The organism is Pelomonas dachongensis (assembly GCF_043555865.1).
Taxonomy (GTDB): Bacteria; Pseudomonadota; Gammaproteobacteria; order Burkholderiales; family Burkholderiaceae_C; genus Pelomonas; species Pelomonas dachongensis.
The window spans coordinates 188,717-204,630 of record NZ_JBIGHY010000004.1 but is presented as its reverse complement, the minus strand read 5'-3'; the positions used below and the strand labels follow the sequence as shown (position 1 = coordinate 204,630).

The following is a 15,914-nucleotide window of genomic DNA, read 5'->3' as shown; positions in this document are numbered from 1 at the left end:
CCGCGCCCCACCGGCGCGGCACACCCGCAACACAAACGGCCGCCGGGAGGCGGGCGTCATGGCGTGCAAATATCGCGTCAGCTCATGCGTTCAGACGCGCCCGCGCGGCGGCGTACTCGCGCTTCAGGCGCGCGACCAGCTCCGCAGCGGGCACCACGGCCTTCACCGCACCGATGCCCTGACCGCTGCCCCAGATGTCCTTCCAGGCCTTGGCCGCGCCGCCGCCGAAGTTCATCGCGCTGGGGTCGCTCTCGGGCAGCTTGTCCGGGTCCAGACCGGCCGCCACGACCGAGCCACGCAGGTAGTTGCCATGCACGCCGGTGAACAGGTTGCTGTAGACGATGTCGTCGCTGTTGCTGGCTACGATCAGCTGCTTGTAGTCGTCGCTGGCACGCGCTTCTTCGGTCGCGATGAACGCGGAGCCGATGTAGGCCAGGTCCGCGCCCATGGCTTGCGCGGCCAGCACCGCATCGCCGGTGGCGATGGCGCCCGACAACGCCAGCGGTCCGTCGAACCACTCGCGGATCTCCTGGATCAGCGCGAACGGGCTCTTCACGCCCGCGTGGCCGCCAGCGCCCGCTGCCACGGCGATGAGGCCGTCGGCGCCCTTCTCGATGGCCTTGCGGGCGAACTTGTTGTTGATGATGTCGTGCATCACGATGCCGCCCCACGCGTGCACGGCTTGGTTCACGTCCTCACGCGCGCCCAGGCTCGTGATGATGATGGGCACCTTGTACTTGGCGCACACCTGCATGTCGTGCTCAAGCCGCTCGTTGCTCTTGTGAACGATCTGATTGATGGCGAACGGCGCGGCCGGCTTGTCCGGATTGGCGCGGTTGTAGGCGGCCAGCTCGGTCGTGATCTCGGCCAGCCACTCGTCCAGCAGTTCGGCGGGGCGCGCGTTCAACGCCGGCATGGAGCCGACGATGCCGGCCTTGCACTGCGCGATGACGAGCTTGGGGTTGCTGATGATGAACAGCGGCGATCCGATGGCGGGCAGCGGCAGGTTCTTCAGGATGTCGGGCAGGGCCAAGTCTGTCTCCTCAGAAAGCGTCAAGCGCCAGTTCGGTCACGCTGTGCGCGCCATCGACGATGGCCGCACGCAGCGACGCGGTTCGCGGCAGGATGTGTTCAGCGTAGAAGCGCGCGGTCGTGATCTTGGCGGCCATGAAGGCTTTGTCAGTCGCCAACGCGTCTTCCGCGGCCAGCAGTGCACGCGCCAGTTGCCAGCCGGCGACGAGGTTGCCGGCCAGCATCAAGTACGGCACCGAGCCGGCATAGGCCGCGTTCGGATTCGCCTTCGCTGCGCCCGCGATGAAGTCGACCACGGCGAGGAAATCCTGGCGCGACGCACGCAGCGCCTTCAGCACGGCATGGGCTGCCACGCTGTCGCGCCGGGCCAGTTCACCCTCGGTCACCTCGATCTGGCTCGCGATACCGCGGGCGAGCTGGCCGCCGTCACGCGTGGTCTTGCGCCCCACCAGGTCGTTGGCCTGGATGGCGGTGGTGCCTTCGTAGATGGTCAGAATCTTGGCGTCGCGGTAGTACTGCGCCGCGCCGGTCTCCTCGATGAAGCCCATCCCGCCATGCACCTGAACGCCCAGGCTGGTGACCTCCAGGCTCATCTCGGTGCTGTAACCCTTCACCAGCGGCACCATGAAGTCGTAGAACGCCTGGTTCTGCTGGCGGGCGTCGGCGTCGGGGTGATGATGCGCCGCGTCGAAAGCCGCCGCCGCCGTGCTCGCCATCGCGCGGCAGCCTTCGGTCAGCGCGCGCATCGTCATCAGCATCCGGCGCACGTCGGGGTGATGGATGATGGCGGCGCTGCCGGCCACCGAGCCGTCCACCGGGCGCGACTGAACGCGGTCTCTCGCGTAGGTCACGGCCTTCTGATACGCGCGATCGGCGATGCCGATGCCCTGGATGCCCACGCCGTAGCGGGCCGCGTTCATCATGATGAACATGTACTCAAGGCCACGGTTCTCCTGGCCGATCAGCGTACCGACGGCGCCGCCGTGATCGCCGAACTGCAGGACAGCCGTTGGGCTCGCCTTGATGCCCATCTTGTGCTCGATGGACACGCAATGCGCGTCGTTGCGGCCGCCTAACGAGCCATCCGCGTTGACCATGAACTTTGGCACCAAGAACAGGCTGATGCCCTTCACGCCCTCCGGCGCGCCGGCCACGCGGGCCAGCACAAGGTGGACGATGTTCTCGGCCATGTCGTGCTCACCGTAGGTGATGAAGATCTTGGTGCCGAAGATCTTGTACGTGCCGTCGCTTTGCGGTTCGGCGCGCGTGCGCACCAGCGCCAGGTCCGAGCCGGCCTGCGGCTCGGTCAAGCACATCGTGCCGGTCCACGCGCCTTCCAGCAGCTTGGGGATGACGACGCGCCGTTGCTCGTCGCTACCTGCCGTCAGCAGCGCCTCGACGGCACCGTCGGTCAGTAGTGGGCACAGCGCAAAGCTCATGTTGGCCGACTGCAACATCTCATTGCAGGCTGCCGCGATGGTCTTGGGCGCGCCCTGGCCACCGAACTCGCTCGGGTGCACCAGGCCCTGCCAGCCGCCTTCGGCATACGCACGAAACGCTTCCTTGAAGCCCGGCGTCGTCGTGACCACGCCGTCCTTCCAGCTCGACGGGTGCTTGTCGCCCTCGAAATTCAGCGGCGCGATAACGTTCTCGGTCAGCTTGGCGCACTCCTCCAGCACGGCACCCGCGGTGTCCAGGCCGTAGTCGGCGAAGGCAGGGACTTGCGCGGTGAGCGCATCCAGCCCGGCGAGGTGCTGGATGTTGAAGAGCATGTCCTTGACGGGAGCTTGGTAACTCATTTGTTCCTCCTGACGGAAACAAAAAGGGCGCCGCGACGACGGTCGGGGCGCCCGGCAGTGATCGGCGTGGTTTACAGCGCGGACACGAGTTCCGGCACGGCCGTGAACAGGTCGGCCTCCAAACCATAATCGGCCACCGAGAAGATCGGCGCTTCCGGGTCCTTGTTGATCGCGACGATGACCTTGGAGTCCTTCATGCCGGCCAGATGCTGGATGGCACCCGAGATGCCGGCCGCGATGTAGAGCTGCGGCGCAACGATCTTGCCAGTCTGGCCCACCTGCCAGTCGTTGGGCGCGTAACCCGCGTCCACGGCGGCGCGCGAGGCGCCCAGCGCCGCACCCAGCTTGTCGGCCAGCGGCGTCAGCACTTCCATGAACTTGTCGTTCGAGCCCAGCGCACGGCCGCCCGACACGATGATCTTGGCGGCGGTCAGCTCCGGGCGATCGCTCTTCGTCACCTCACGGCCAACGAAGCTGCTCTTGCCGGCATCGGCGGCAGCAGCCACCGTCTCGACCGCAGCGGAGCCGCCCGTGGCGGCGGCCGGATCGAAGCCGGTGGTGCGCACCGTGACGACCTTGGTCGCGTCGGTGCTCTGCACGGTCGCGATGGCGTTGCCGGCGTAGATCGGGCGTTCGAAGGTGTCAGCGCTGATGACCTTGGTGATGTCGCTCAGCTGCGCCACGTCCAGCAGCGCGGCCACGCGTGGCGCGACGTTCTTGCCGGCGGCGGTGGCAGGGAACAGCAGGTGGCCGTAGCCAGACGCCAGCGCGATCACCTGCGCGGCAACGTTTTCGGCCAGGCCTTCGGCCAGCGCCGCCGAGTCGGCATGCAGCACCTTCGCGACGCCGGCGATCTGCGCGGCAGCCGCAGCGGCGGCACCGGCGTTGTGGCCTGCCACCAGCACATGCACGTCGCCACCCAGCGCCGCGGCGGCGGTGACGGTGTTCAGGGTCGCCCCCTTGATGGAGGCGTTGTCGTGTTCAGCAATAACCAGCGCAGTCATCAGATCACCTTCGCTTCAGTCTTGAGTTTGTTCACCAGGGTGGCCACGTCCGGCACCTTCACGCCGGCACCGCGCTTGGGCGGCTCGCTGACCTTCAGCGTCTTGATGCGCGGCGCCACGTCCACGCCCAGGTCGGCCGGCTTGACGATGTCGAGCTGCTTTTTCTTGGCCTTCATGATGTTGGGCAGCGTCACGTAGCGCGGCTCGTTCAGGCGCAGGTCGGTGGTCACGACGGCCGGCAGGCTCAGCGCCACGGTTTCCAGACCGCCATCCACTTCACGCGTGACGTTGACCTTGTCGCCCACCACTTCCACCTTGGACGCGAAGGTACCTTGCGGCATGTCGGTCAGCGCGGCCAGCATCTGACCGGTCTGGTTGCAATCGTCGTCGATGGCCTGCTTGCCCAGGATGACCAGGCTAGGGCCTTCCTTGTCCACCAGCGCCTTCAGCAGCTTGGCGACGGCCAGCGGCTGCAGTTCTTCAGCCGTCTCGACCAGGATGGCACGGTCAGCACCGATGGCCATCGCTGTGCGCAGCGTCTCCTGGCATTGCGTGACACCGCAGGACACGGCGATCACTTCGGTGACGGCGCCCTTCTCCTTCAGGCGCACGGCCTCCTCGACAGCGATCTCGTCGAAGGGGTTCATCGACATCTTCACGTTGGCGATGTCTACGCCCGTGCCGTCGCTTTTCACGCGCACCTTGACGTTGTAGTCGACGACGCGCTTTACCGGGACCAAGACTTTCATCGAAAACTCCAGCTCGAATTGACGTAAACGTTAACCAGATTCTACGGTTGCTCCTCGGCGGAGCCGCGCTCAAAAAAGCACGATCGTTCGATTCTAGCCAGACACCGCAAGCCACTCCCGCAAGACTTTTTGGAGAGGCCTCTCGAATCACGAAGCTAGACTGCCGCGTCCCATGCAGATTGCCCTTCCTACAGGCCGAGAGATCGGCGTCTTCGACTCCGGCGTCGGTGGCTTCACGGTACTGCGCGAACTGCAGGCGCTGCTGCCCACGGCACGACTGCGCTACCTGGCCGACACAGCCTACGCACCCTATGGAGGCCGCAGCCCGGACGAGATCCGCGCCCGCAGCTTCGCGATCACCGAACACCTGATCGCCTGTGGCGCCGAGATGATCGTCGTCGCCTGCAACACGGCCACAGCGCACGCCATCGAGGCGCTGCGCGCGCGCTGGCCCGCGCTGCCCTTCGTCGGGACCGAGCCCGGCATCAAACCCGCCGTGGCGGCCACGCGCATAGGCCGCATCGGCTTGCTGGCCACCCCGGCCACCGCAGCCAGCGAGCGGCTGCGCGCGCTGATCGCGCGGCACATCGGCGATCGCCAGGTGGTCGTGCAGGGTTGCGCCGGCGTCGTGGATCACATCGAGGCCGGCGACCTGGACAGCCCGGCATTGCGAACGCTCGTCCAGCGTCACTGCGAACCCCTGCTGGCTGCCGGCGTCGACACCGCGCTCCTTGGCTGCACGCACTATCCGCTGATCGAGCCGCTGTGGCAGGCGGCGCTGGGCATCGAGGTGAAGTTGCTACGCATTGAGACCGCAGTGGCACGTCGGGCCCTGGACCTGTGGATCTCAAGCGCCGAATCACCGTCCCTCGAGATTGAAACCAGTGGCGACCCGGATGTGCTGCGCCACTGGATCGTCCGCGTGCTGGGCTGGCGAGAACCACAAGTTCAGCAGTGGCGCTCAAGTGTCCGCGCCAGCGGCCGATAGGCTCAAGATGAACATCGCCAATTCCACCGGCGTCAGCGCCGCCGTTACCAGCGCCTCGAATGGCACTCCCGGCACGGTTCAGGGAGCCGCCAGCACCCTGGTGCTGCGCAAGGCGCTGGACATTCAGGCTTCCGGCGCCGTGGCACTGCTGAACGCCCTGCCGCAGCAACCGGCCCTGGCGACCCAGGGCAACATCGGACGCAACGTCAACGCGTTCGCCTGACGGGCACGCCGCCCGGGAGCTGGTGCGCGGGACGGGACTTGAACCCGTACGCCTGTTGAGGGCGGCGGATTTTAAGTCCGCTGCGTTTACCGATTTCGCCACCCGCGCGTCGGCGGCATTATCCGGTCCGCACAAAAGAAAACGGGAGATCCGACATGTCGAATCTCCCGTGAATTTGGAGCGGGTAACGAGGCTCGAACTCGTGACCTCAACCTTGGCAAGGTTGCGCTCTACCAACTGAGCTACACCCGCGCATTTCGCCTGATCTCGCGATCAAACATCGGTGCGACCGATTTTTACTGGAGCGGGTAACGAGGCTCGAACTCGTGACCTCGACCTTGGCAAGGTCGCGCTCTACCAACTGAGCTACACCCGCATGGTGACTTATTTTGGAGGCGCGATCCGGAGTCGAACCGGACTAACCGGATTTGCAATCCGGGGCATAACCGCTTTGCTATCGCGCCGCCGTAAAACCCAAATCAAAATCGTTGGTGCGACTCTGATTTTTACTGATGAAAAAGGGAAGCCGGGGCTTCCCTTCTCTAAGAACTGGAGCGGGTAACGAGGCTCGAACTCGTGACCTCAACCTTGGCAAGGTTGCGCTCTACCAACTGAGCTACACCCGCATTGCTGAGCAATCGCTTGCGCAATCACATCCTGCAATTTTCACCAGATCGTTTCAGCGATCTAGAGAAGCTGGCATTGTAATCCAGTTTTTTGCTGGATGACAAGCCAGTCGTACTTCTTCAGTGTGGCACTACGGTGCTCTTGGTCGCACCCTCTTCCGGCTTGGCCGCGGCAACAGGGACTTCCTCGTCAGGCAGCGGTGTCGGCACGGCTTCCAGAGCGACTTCCAGCACGCGCTCGATCCAGCGCACCGGCACGATCTCGAGCTGGTTCTTCACGTTCTCCGGAATGTCCTGCAAGTCCTTGACGTTCTCTTCCGGGATCATCACGGTCTTGATGCCGCCTCGGTGAGCTGCGAGCAGCTTCTCCTTCAGGCCACCAATGGCGGTGACTTCGCCGCGCAGTGTGATCTCGCCGGTCATCGCGACATCGGCGCGCACCGGGATGCCGGTCAGCGCCGATACGAAGGCAGTGGTCATGGCCGCGCCGGCGCTCGGGCCGTCCTTGGGCGTAGCGCCATCGGGCACGTGAACGTGCACGTCGCGCTTCTCGAAGACCTCGTCCTTGATGCCCAGGCGGCGGGCGCGCGAGCGCACCACCGTGCGAGCCGCCTCGACGGACTCCTTCATCACGTCGCCCAGCGAGCCGGTGCGGATGATGTTGCCCTTGCCCGGCATCGCGGTGGCTTCGATGGTCAGCAGGTCGCCGCCTACTTCGGTCCACGCGAGGCCGACCACCTGACCGACCTGGTTCTTCTTCTCGGCGCGGCCGAAGTCGTACTTTCGCACACCGAGGAAGTCATGGAGGTTGTCCTCGGTCACGACGACCTTGCTGTCGTAGGTCTTGAGCTGGATGCCCTTGACCACCTTGCGGCAGATCTTGGACATCTCGCGCTCGAGCGAACGCACGCCGGCTTCCCGCGTGTAGTAGCGGATCACGCCACGCACGGCCGACTCGGTGACGTCCAGTTCCTCGTCCAGCACGCCGTTGTTCTTGCGTTGCTTGGGGAGCAGGTAGGTCTGCGCGATGTTGACCTTCTCGTCCTCGGTGTAGCCCGAGAGGCGGATCACTTCCATCCGGTCCAGCAGTGCCGGTGGGATGTTCATCGAGTTCGACGTGGCGACGAACATCACATCGGACAGGTCGAAGTCGACCTCGATGTAGTGGTCACCGAAGGTGTGGTTCTGCTCGGGGTCGAGCACTTCCAGCAACGCCGAAGACGGGTCGCCGCGGAAGTCCATGCCCAGCTTGTCGATCTCGTCGAGCAAGAACAGCGGGTTGCGCGTGCCGACCTTGGTCAGCGACTGCAGCACCTTGCCCGGCATGGAGCCGATGTAGGTGCGGCGGTGGCCGCGGATCTCGGCTTCATCGCGCACGCCGCCCAGCGCCATGCGGATGAACTTGCGCCCGGTGGCGCGCGCCACGCTCTGGCCGAGCGAGGTCTTGCCGACGCCCGGAGGGCCGACCAGGCACAGGATGGGCGCCTTGACCTTGTCGACACGCTGCTGCACCGCGAGATATTCAAGGATCCGGTCCTTGACCTTCTCGAGGCCGTAGTGGTCTTCGTTCAGCACGTCCTCGGCGTTCTTGAGGTCGTGCTTGATCTTGGTCTTCTTGCTCCAGGGCAGGTTGACCAGCGTGTCGATGTAATTGCGCACCACCGTCGCTTCGGCGGACATGGGCGACATCAGCTTGAGCTTCTTCAGCTCGGCGTCGGCCTTCTTGCGTGCCTCCTTGGGCATCTTGGCGGCGAGGATCTTCTTCTCGAGCTCCTCCATGTCGGCGCCTTCTTCGCCGTCGCCGAGTTCCTTCTGGATGGCCTTGACCTGCTCGTTCAGGTAGTACTCTCGCTGGCTCTTCTCCATCTGGCGCTTGACGCGGCCACGGATGCGCTTTTCGACCTGCAGGATGTCGACTTCGTGCTCGAGCAGGTCGAGCAGCTTTTCCAGACGCTTGGCCACGTCGGCCAAGTCCAGCACGGCCTGCTTGGCGTCGAGCTTCAGCGGCAGGTGGGCAGCAATGGTGTCACCCAGACGACCCGGGTCGTCGATGCCACCGATGGACGTGAGGATCTCGGGCGGGATCTTCTTGTTGAGCTTGACGTACTGATCGAACTGCTGCGTGACCGCGCGGCGCAGTGCTTCGACTTCCGGCGCGTGCTCGGTCTCGGGCGGGATGGGCGTGACTTCGGCAACGAAGTGCTCGCCCGGCTCGCTGATGGAACTGGTGGTGGCGCGCTGCAGGCCTTCGACCAGCACCTTCACGGTGCCGTCAGGCAGCTTCAGCATCTGCAGGATGCTGGAGACGCAGCCGACCTCGAACATGTCTTCGGCCTTGGGCTCGTCCTTGCCGGCGGCCTTCTGGGCGACCAGCATGATCTGGCGGCCAGCTTCCATCGCGGCTTCCAGCGCCTTGATGGACTTGGGACGCCCGACGAACAGCGGGATGACCATGTGCGGGAACACGACCACGTCACGAAGCGGCAACAGCGGCAGCGTGATCGGGTCGGCGGGGAGGATGGGATGTCCGGACATGAAGACCTCTCTTTCTCAGGCCGATGTGCGGCCTGAGGGGGCAAATGCAAGTTGAGGGCTTGGTGGAGGGCTCAGGCGCTGGCCTTTTGCTCGCGATATACCAGCAAGGGGCGTGCCGACGTGTCCTCGATGTTGTGCTCGTCCAGCACGACCTTTTCGACGCCATCCAGCGTCGGCAGCTCGAACATCGTGTCGATCAGCGATTGCTCCATGATGGAACGCAGGCCGCGGGCGCCGGTCTTGCGCGCCAGCGCCTTGCGCGCAATGGCGGCGAGCGCGGGCTTGCGGATTTCCAGCTCGACGCCGTCCATCTCGAACAGCTGCTGGTACTGCTTGACCAGCGCGTTCTTGGGCTCGGTCAGGATCTGCACCAGCGCGTCTTCCGTCAGCTCGCCCAGCGTCGCGACGACGGGCAGGCGGCCGACCAGTTCGGGGATCAGGCCGAACTTGATGATGTCTTCGGGCTCGCACTCGCGAAAGACCTCGCCGACCTTCTTGTCGGACTTGCTCTTCACGGTAGCGCCGAAGCCGATGCCGGACTTCTCGCTGCGGTTCTGGATGACCTTTTCCAGGCCGTCGAAGGCGCCGCCGCAGATGAACAGGATGTTGGTCGTGTCGATCTGCAGGAAATCCTGGTTCGGGTGCTTGCGACCACCCTGCGGCGGCACCGAAGCCATCGTGCCTTCGACGAGCTTGAGAAGCGCCTGCTGCACGCCTTCGCCGGACACGTCGCGCGTGATGGAGGGGTTGTCGGCCTTGCGCGAGATCTTGTCGATCTCGTCGATGTAGACGATGCCGCGCTGCGCACGCTCGACGTCGTAATTGCAGTTCTGCAGCAGCTTCTGGATGATGTTCTCGACGTCTTCGCCGACGTAGCCGGCCTCGGTCAACGTCGTTGCATCGGCGATCACGAACGGCACGTTCAGCAGTCGCGCTAGCGTCTGTGCCAGCAGCGTCTTGCCGGAGCCCGTGGGGCCGATCAGCAGGATGTTGCTCTTGGACAGCTCGACCGAATCCTTGGTCGCCGCCATGTGGCGCAGGCGCTTGTAATGGTTGTAGACCGCCACCGCCAGCGTGCGCTTGGCGACATCCTGGCCGATGACGTAATTGTCCAGGCTGGTCTTGATCTCGTTGGGCGTGGGCAGGTCGGACTTGCCCGCACGCGCCGCGGGCTCGGGCGCCGGGATCTCGTCGCGGACGATGTCATTGCAGAGTTCGATGCACTCGTCGCAGATGAACACCGACGGGCCGGCGATCAGTTTCTTGACCTCGTGCTGACTCTTGCCGCAAAACGAGCAGTAAAGAACTTTTTCGCTGGAGGTGCCTTTTTTGTCGGCCATGGGTCTGCTCGGGGAATGCCAGAAATCAGGCGGGGTGCCTGAATGATGATAGTCCAAACGATCTCGGGGCCCTTGTGGGGATAAGGGCCCCGATTTCGTTGTGAATCCGGGGGCAGTTACAGCCCCTCACGACTTCAGGGCCGGTGTTCCAGCACCTGGTCGATCAGGCCATAACCCTGGGCCTCGGCGGCGGACATGAAGTAGTCGCGCTCGGTGTCAGCCTGGATTTTCTCCAGGCTCTGGCCGGTGCGCTCGGCCAGGATGCGGTTCAAAGCGTCGCGGGTCTTCAGGATTTCACGCGCATGGATCTCGATGTCCGTCGCCTGACCCTGCGCGCCGCCCAGAGGCTGGTGGATCATGACCTTGGCGTTGGGCAGCGAGAAGCGCTTGCCCTTGGCACCAGCCGTCAGCAGAAATGCACCCATGCTGGCCGCCATGCCCATGCACAGCGTGGAGACATCCGGCTTGATGAAGTTCATCGTGTCGTAGATCGACATGCCGGCCGACACGCTGCCGCCCGGACTGTTGATGTAGAGCGAGATCTCCTTGTCCGGGTTCTCGCTCTCCAGGAACAGCAATTGCGCGACCACCAGGTTGGCCACTGCGTCATTGACTGGGCCGACCAGGAAGATGATGCGCTCGCGCAGCAGGCGCGAGTAGATGTCGTACGCGCGTTCGCCGCGGCCCGACTGTTCGATGACCATGGGCACCATGCCCAGATTGCTGGTGTCGAGAGCGCTCATTCAGATCCTTGAAAACAAATTCAGCAACAACCGTTATGGGGGCGGATTATGGCCACGCAAGAAAGAAGGCGCCGGGCCTCGCGGCGCGGCGCCTTCCCGGTGTGGGGGCAAATCAGTTGCCGGCGGCCATCAGTTCGTCGAAAGGCAGGGCCTTGTCGGTCACCTTGGCGGTAGCCAGCACGAAGTCCGTGACGTTGTTCTCGACCACCACGGCCTCAACCTCGGCCATGCGCTCGCGGTCCGTCAGGTACCAGCGCATCACTTCCGCGGGCTTCTCGTAACTCTGCGACAGTTCCTCGATGTGGGCCTGCAGCTGGGCCGGCTTGGCCTGCAGATTGTTGGCGCGAACCAGCTCGGCCACGACCAAACCGAGGCGCACGCGGCGCTCGGCCTGCGGCTTGAAGATGTCGGCGGGGATCTCGGCCTTGTCGGCATCCTTGACACCACGCTTCTTCAGGTCCTCGCGGGCCTGGCCGACCATGCGCTCGGCCTCGCCTTGCACCAGCGCGTTGGGCACGTCCAGTTCCGAGACGGCCACCAGGGCGTCCATCACGGCGCCCTTGTTGCGGGCCAGCACGCGGAACTTCACTTCGCGCTCGAGGTTCTTCTTGATGTCGGCGCGCAGGGCTTCGACGGTCGCATCCTTGATGCCAAGCGACTTGGCGAACGCCTCGTTCACTTCGGGCAGGTGCTGCGCCTCGATCTTCTTGACCGTGACGAGGAAGTCGGCTTCCTTGCCGGCCACGTCCTTGCCGTGATAGTCCTCGGGGAACTGCAGCGGGAAGGTCTTGCTCTCGCCGGCCTTCATACCGCGTACAGAGGCGTCAAACTGCTCCAGCATCTGGCCTTCGCCGATCAGGAACTGGAAGCCTTCGGCCTTGCCGCCCTGGAAGGGCTCGCCGTCGATCTTGCCTTCGAAATCGATGGTGACGCGGTCGCCCACAGCAGCCACGTCGGCGGCGGCCCGCTGGGCAAAGCTGCGGCGCTGCTTGCGCAGGATCTCGACGGTCTTGTCGATGGCTTCTTCGGTCACGTCGCTGGTGACGCGCTCGACTTCAGCGGCGGCCAGATCGTTGATCTTGACCTCGGGGTAGACCTCGAAGGTCGCGTCGAAGGCCATCTGGCCTTCCGGGGCCTGGTCCTTCTGCTCGATGCGGGGCATGCCGGCCACGCGCAGCTGCGCCTCGTTGGCGGCGGCATTGAAGGCGGCGCCGAGTTTGTCGTTGACGACCTCGTACTGCACCGAGTAGCCGTAGCGCTGGGCCACGACGTTCATCGGCACCTTGCCTGGGCGGAAGCCGTCGGCCTTGACGGTGCGAGCCAGCTTCTTCAGACGGGCTTCGACTTCGCTGTTGATCTCAGAGGCCGCCACGTTCAGGGTGATGCGGCGTTCCAGCTTTTCGAGGGTTTCGACGGTGACGGCCATGATGAACTCGGGAACAGTTGAAGGACAGTGGTGCGCGGGGCCGGACTCGAACCGGCACGCCCGTGAAGGCGTCAGGACCTAAACCTGGTGCGTCTACCAATTTCGCCACCCGCGCAACGGGTTGGTTCTGGCGGGACTGCTGCGGGAGCAACCCCCTTAGACACGATTTGGGCGATTCGGCAAACCGGCGATTGTAGCGACCCCGCGCGGCTTGGCCGCCGCCCGGCCCGCGGGGCGGCAAAACCCTAGGCCGGGATCACGTCCGCTCGACGATCTCCGTGTCGTGGAACTCGCTGAGCAACCGCGTGTGCTCCTCGGGCCGCTGCACGCGGAACCAGGCCGCGTACATGGCCGGCAGCGCCAGCAGCGTCAGCACGGTCGCAACGATGAGGCCGCCCATGATGGCCACGGCCATCGGCCCCCAGAAAACGCTGCGCGACAGCGGGATCATGGCCAGCACGGCCGCCGCTGCCGTCAGCACGATGGGGCGGAAGCGCCGCACCGCGGACTCGACGATGGCAGACCAGTCCGGCACGCCACGGGCGCGGTCCTGCTCGATCTGGTCGATCAGGATCACCGAGTTGCGCATGATCATCCCCATCAGCGCGATGACGCCCAGTTGCGCCACGAAGCCGAACGGCCGGCCCAGCAGCAGCAGCGCCATCGCAACCCCGGCAATGCCCAGCGGCCCGGTCAGGAACACCAGCATCGCACGGCTGAAGCTCTGCAGCTGCAGCATCAGCAGCGTGAAGGTGATGAACAGCATCAGCGGGATGCCCGCGAAGATAGAGCCCTGGCCCTTGCTGCTCTCTTCCACCGCACCGGCGGTCTGGATGCCATAGCCCACCGGCATCTGTTTTTGCAGCTCGTCCAGCTGAGGCCGAAGTTGCTGGGTCACCGTCGCGCCCTGCAGCCCCTCGGCGACATCGCCCTGCACGGTGACCGCGTACTGCCGGCCCTCGCGCCACATGACGCCGGGTTCCCAGACGAACTCGACCTTGGCGATCTGCGTCAGCGGAATCGCGCGGCCGGTGCTGGTGGGCACGTAGGCGCTGGCGATGTCGGTGATGACGGCGCGCTCCTCCAGCGGCTGCCGCAGCACGATGTCGATGAGCTTGTCGGCCTCGCGGTACTGCCCGATGACACTGCCCGACAGCAGCGTGCGCGCAGATTGCGCCAGGCTCTGGCTGGTGACGCCCAGCGCCCGGGCCTTGTCCTGGTCCACGTTCAGGCGCAGCGCCTTCACGTTCTCGTTCCAGTTGTCGTTGACACCGCGCATGTTGGCGTTGGCGCGCAGGATGTCCTTGGCCTGATCGGCCCAGTCGCGCACGACCTTCGGGTCCGGCCCGGTCACGCGGAACTGCACCGGGTACGGCACCGGCGGGCCGGTGGGCAGCAGCTTGGCGCGGCCGCGCGCCTCCGGGAATTCCTCGGCCAGCACGACGGGCAGGCGCTGACGCAGTTCCTCGCGCGCCACGAGATCCTTGGGCAGCAGGATGACCTGCGCCACGTTGGCCTGCGGGAAGATCTGGTCCAGCGGCAGGTAGAAGCGCGGCACGCCCGAACCCACCCAGGTCGTCACCGACGCGATAGACGGCTCCTTCATCATGCGCGCCTCGAAGCGCTTGGCCAGCACCTCGGTCTCCTGGATGGTGGAGCCTTCGGGCAGCCACAGGTCCACCAGCACCTCGGGACGGGTGGAATCGGGGAAGAACTGCTGCTGCACACGGCCCATGCCCAAGATGCCCAGCGCAAAGATCAGCAGCATGATCAGGATGGTCTTCCAGCGGTGCTCAACGCACCAGCGCACCACGCCGCGGAAGCGGTTGTAGAACGGCGTGTCGAACAGCTCGTGCACCTCGCCATCGGCGGCCGGCTTGGACTTCAGCAGCAACGCGCCCAGGTAGGGCACGAAGTAGACGGACACCAGCCAGGAGATGACCAGCGCCGCCGCCGTGACCGCGAAGATCGCGAACGTGTACTCGCCCACCGCGGACTTCGCCAGCCCGATGGGCAGGAACCCCACCGCCGTGATCAGCGTGCCTGTCAGCATGGGCATTGCCGTCACGTCGTAGGCATAGGTGGCGGCGTGCATCTTGTCGTAGCCCTCTTCGAGCTTGCGCACCATCATCTCGACGGCAATGATGGCGTCGTCCACCAGCAGCCCCAGCGCGATGATCAGTGCCCCCAGCGAGATCTTGTGCAGGCCCACGCCCCAATAGAACATGGTCACGAACGTGATGGCCAGCACGAGCGGGATGGTGATGCCGACGACCAGCCCAGGCCAGATGTCAAGGCGCAATCCGCCACCCGGTTTGGCATGCAGGCCCAGCGAGACGAAGCTGACCACCAGCACGATGACGACGGCCTCGATCAGCACCTTCACGAACTCGCTCACTGACGTGGACACGGCCTTGGGCTGGTCCTGGATCTGCTCCAGGTGAATGCCGGCGGGCAGCTCCTTCTCGATGCTCTTCAACGTCGCGCCCAGCGCCTTGCCCATCGCGATGATGTCGCCGCCCTTGGCCATGGAGACACCTAGCGCCAGCACCTCCCTGCCCTGGTGCCGAACCTTGGCGGCGGGCGGGTCGGCATAGGCGCGCTGGATGGTGGCGATGTCGCCGAGCCGGAACTGGCTCGCCGCCCCGGTCTGCGGGTTCACGGCACGGATGGGCACGTCCGCCAGCGCCTGCGTCGAGTTGAACTGCCCCTGCACACGCACCTGGAAGTTGGCGCTGCCGGCGTTCATCACGCCGGCCCCTTCAACCGCGTTCTGCGCGCCGATCTGCGCAATGACCTGGTTGAAGTCCAGGCCCAGCTGGGCCAGGCGCTTTTGCGAGATCTCGATGAACAGCTTCTCGGGCTGCACGCCAAATATCTCGACCTTCGCCACGTCCTTGACCTGCAGCAGCGTCTGGCGCACGCGGTCGGCGTGCTCGCGCAGTTCCTCGCGGCTGAAGCCATCGGCCGACAGCGCGTAGATGGAACCGTAGACGTCGCCGAATTCGTCGTTGAAGAACGGCCCCAGCACGCCCTGCGGCAGCGTGGCGCGCATGTCGTTGATTTTCTTGCGCGTCTGGTACCAGGTGTCAGACACGTCCTTGGGCGGCGTGTTGTCCTTCAGCTGGAAGATGGTCAGCGACTCGCCGGGCTTGGTGTACGAGCGGATCTTGTCCGCGTGGTTCACCTCCTGCAGCGTCTTCTCGATTTTGTCGGTGACCTGGTCGGCCATCTGCTGCGCGGTGGCGCCGGGCCAGAAGGCCTGTACGACCATCGCGCGGAAGGTGAACGGCGGGTCCTCGTCCTGGCCGAGCTGGAAATAGGCCGCGAAGCCCATCAGCATCAGCACCACCATCAGGTAGCGCGTGAGTGCCGGGTGCTCCAGTGCCCAGCGCGACACGTTGAAGCCGGAGGCCCCGGGCGTCTTGTGCGAAGGGATGTTCATGCGC

At 65.0% G+C, this 15,914-nt stretch carries 11 protein-coding genes and 6 tRNA genes; 2 read left to right on the top strand and 15 right to left on the bottom strand.

Translation table 11 applies throughout. From position 1 onward, the window contains the following. Positions 1–82: 82 nt before the first annotated feature. From ACG02S_RS13075 to ACG02S_RS13060, 4 genes are all read right to left on the bottom strand, one after another. Positions 83–1,033: an NAD(P)H-dependent flavin oxidoreductase gene (locus ACG02S_RS13075; protein WP_394470895.1), complete on the bottom strand. Its 951-nt coding sequence runs from the start codon at positions 1,031–1,033 to the stop codon at positions 83–85. Between the two features lie 10 nt (positions 1,034–1,043). After that, complete coding sequence (locus ACG02S_RS13070) at positions 1,044–2,831, bottom strand: acyl-CoA dehydrogenase (RefSeq protein WP_394470894.1); 1,788 nt, start codon at positions 2,829–2,831, stop codon at positions 1,044–1,046. Between the two features lie 71 nt (positions 2,832–2,902). Beyond that, positions 2,903–3,835, bottom strand: coding sequence for an electron transfer flavoprotein subunit alpha/FixB family protein (locus ACG02S_RS13065; protein ID WP_394470893.1), 933 nt, complete (start codon positions 3,833–3,835; stop codon positions 2,903–2,905). Continuing rightward, positions 3,835–4,584: an electron transfer flavoprotein subunit beta/FixA family protein gene (locus ACG02S_RS13060; RefSeq protein WP_394470892.1), complete on the bottom strand. Its 750-nt coding sequence runs from the start codon at positions 4,582–4,584 to the stop codon at positions 3,835–3,837. Before ACG02S_RS13060 ends, ACG02S_RS13065 begins: the two co-directional genes overlap by 1 nt. A 172-nt stretch (positions 4,585–4,756) precedes the next feature. On the opposite strand from ACG02S_RS13060, the gene murI reads away from it, so the two are divergent. Then, a complete protein-coding gene (murI, locus tag ACG02S_RS13055) occupies positions 4,757–5,572 on the top strand; it encodes a glutamate racemase (protein WP_394470891.1) in 816 nt (271 codons plus the stop codon). 7 nt (positions 5,573–5,579) lie between these two features. Continuing rightward, complete coding sequence (locus tag ACG02S_RS13050; RefSeq protein ID WP_394470890.1) at positions 5,580–5,795, top strand: putative motility protein; 216 nt, start codon at positions 5,580–5,582, stop codon at positions 5,793–5,795. Positions 5,796–5,815: 20 nt separating this feature from the next. Here the strand turns inward: ACG02S_RS13050 and ACG02S_RS13045 are convergent. The 11 genes from ACG02S_RS13045 to ACG02S_RS12995 all read right to left on the bottom strand — a co-directional run bounded on the left by ACG02S_RS13045 (position 5,816) and on the right by ACG02S_RS12995 (position 15,910). After that, positions 5,816–5,903, bottom strand: a tRNA-Leu gene (locus tag ACG02S_RS13045). A gap of 68 nt (positions 5,904–5,971) precedes the next feature. Beyond that, a tRNA-Gly gene (locus ACG02S_RS13040) sits at positions 5,972–6,047 on the bottom strand. A 48-nt stretch (positions 6,048–6,095) separates the two neighbouring features. Next, positions 6,096–6,171 (bottom strand) — tRNA-Gly (locus tag ACG02S_RS13035). Positions 6,172–6,185: 14 nt separating this feature from the next. Beyond that, positions 6,186–6,259, bottom strand: a tRNA-Cys gene (locus tag ACG02S_RS13030). Positions 6,260–6,345: 86 nt separating this feature from the next. Next, positions 6,346–6,421, bottom strand: a tRNA-Gly gene (locus ACG02S_RS13025). A 120-nt stretch (positions 6,422–6,541) separates the two neighbouring features. Next, on the bottom strand, positions 6,542–8,956 hold the full coding sequence (gene lon / locus ACG02S_RS13020) for an endopeptidase La (RefSeq protein ID WP_394470889.1): 2,415 nt from the start codon (positions 8,954–8,956) through the stop codon (positions 6,542–6,544). A 71-nt stretch (positions 8,957–9,027) separates the two neighbouring features. Further along, positions 9,028–10,296, bottom strand: a complete 1,269-nt coding sequence (gene clpX / locus ACG02S_RS13015) for an ATP-dependent Clp protease ATP-binding subunit ClpX (RefSeq protein WP_394470888.1) — start codon at positions 10,294–10,296, stop codon at positions 9,028–9,030. A gap of 134 nt (positions 10,297–10,430) precedes the next feature. Then, positions 10,431–11,039, bottom strand: a complete 609-nt coding sequence (gene clpP / locus ACG02S_RS13010; protein WP_394470887.1) for an ATP-dependent Clp endopeptidase proteolytic subunit ClpP — start codon at positions 11,037–11,039, stop codon at positions 10,431–10,433. Positions 11,040–11,151: 112 nt separating this feature from the next. Beyond that, positions 11,152–12,465, bottom strand: coding sequence for a trigger factor (gene tig / locus ACG02S_RS13005; RefSeq protein WP_394470886.1), 1,314 nt, complete (start codon positions 12,463–12,465; stop codon positions 11,152–11,154). Between the two features lie 28 nt (positions 12,466–12,493). Continuing rightward, positions 12,494–12,580, bottom strand: a tRNA-Leu gene (locus ACG02S_RS13000). Positions 12,581–12,721: 141 nt separating this feature from the next. Beyond that, complete coding sequence (locus ACG02S_RS12995; protein WP_394470885.1) at positions 12,722–15,910, bottom strand: efflux RND transporter permease subunit; 3,189 nt, start codon at positions 15,908–15,910, stop codon at positions 12,722–12,724. Positions 15,911–15,914 lie beyond the last annotated feature (4 nt).